This is a genomic window from Psychrobacter sp. TB20-MNA-CIBAN-0197 (assembly GCF_040309765.1).
GTDB classification, from domain to species: domain Bacteria; phylum Pseudomonadota; class Gammaproteobacteria; order Pseudomonadales; family Moraxellaceae; genus Psychrobacter; species Psychrobacter submarinus.
The window spans coordinates 1-368 of record NZ_JBEOPC010000192.1 but is presented as its reverse complement, the minus strand read 5'-3'; the positions used below and the strand labels follow the sequence as shown (position 1 = coordinate 368).

The 368-nt window shown below is 43.5% G+C and carries 1 protein-coding gene; it reads right to left on the bottom strand.

Going from position 1 to position 368, the window contains the following annotated elements:
- A partial coding sequence (locus tag AAEY83_RS13265) for a M1 family aminopeptidase (RefSeq protein WP_351059472.1) occupies window positions 1–368 on the bottom strand: 368 nt, incomplete at both ends.

The following is a 368-nucleotide window of genomic DNA, read 5'->3' as shown; positions in this document are numbered from 1 at the left end:
TTCCATTACTGCGCGGTCGCGACCAAATACTTCTTCCATAATGCGGTTTTCAACGTACGAGGTAAAACCTTCGTTTAACCATAAATCTTCCCAGGTTGCATTGGTAACTAAGTTACCAGACCAAGAATGAGCAAGCTCATGTGCAATTAGATTTACTAAGCTTTTGTCGCCTGCAACCACGGTTGGGGTAATAAACGAAAGGCGTGGGTTTTCCATGCCACCAAACGGAAAACTTGGCGGTAGCATAAGCAAATCGTAACGACCCCATGCATAATCGCCGTAAAGTGCGTTAGTTTTATCGATCATCGCTTGGGTGTCGTTAAATTCGGCAACTGAAGCATCTAAAATAGTTGGTTCAGCAAAAATAC